This window comes from Streptomyces humidus (assembly GCF_014649655.1).
GTDB classification, from domain to species: domain Bacteria; phylum Actinomycetota; class Actinomycetes; order Streptomycetales; family Streptomycetaceae; genus Streptomyces; species Streptomyces humidus.
In genome coordinates this window covers 1-844 of sequence record NZ_BMTL01000155.1, presented here as the reverse complement: position 1 = coordinate 844, position 844 = coordinate 1, and the positions used below count along the sequence as shown (strand labels likewise).

The 844-nt window shown below is 69.2% G+C and carries 1 protein-coding gene; it reads left to right on the top strand.

All coding sequences use genetic code 11. From position 1 onward, the window contains the following. A partial coding sequence (locus IE239_RS41525) for an exonuclease/endonuclease/phosphatase family protein (protein WP_506005313.1) occupies nt 1–844 on the top strand: 844 nt, incomplete at both ends.

Here is an 844-nt window from a genome sequence, read left to right as displayed (position 1 = left end):
TCTCGAGCGCCTCGACGCCGCGTGACACCAGCACCACGGCCATCGGCCGGCGCATCGCCCCCTACGACATCGTGCACGTGGAGGAGGACTTCAACTACCACTCCTACCTCTACGCCGGCGACACCGCGCACGCCTACCGCACCCCCACCAGCGGCGGCGCGGGCATCGGCAGCGGCCTCAACACCCTCTCGAAACTCCCCTACGACACCGACGACTTCGAGCGCGTGCGCTGGAACTCCTGCCAGATCGACTCCGGCGACTGCCTGACCCCCAAGGGCTTCACCTTCCTGCGCGAACGCCTCGCCGAGGGCGTCTACGTCGACTTCTACAACCTGCACACCAACGCCGGCACCAACGCAGGCGACCTCGCCTCCCGCGCCGACAACCTCAACCAGCTCACCGCCTTCATCAAGAGCCACTCCGCGGGCAACGCCGTCGTCGTCATGGGCGACACCAACACCCGCTACACCCGCAGCGGCGACACCATCGCCGAGTTCGCCGCCGCCAACGGCCTCACCGACCCCTGGGTCGAACTCGTCCGCGGCGGCACCCCGCCCGCCAAGGGCAGCGACGCCCTCGTCTGCGACCAGAGCGGCCCCACCGTCCCCGACACCTGCGAAGTCGTCGACAAGGTCCTCTACCGCGGCAGCCGACTCCTCTCACTCCGCGCCACGGCCTACGCCAACGAACACGCGAAGTTCCTCACCGACGACGGCCGCATGCTCTCCGACCACGACCCGATCACGGCCGCCTTCTCCTGGACCCGCAACCCCGACCTCCAGCTCAGCGACCAGTTCGGCGGCCCCCACGGCGACTACTACAACGACATCGACGCCGTGCCGGC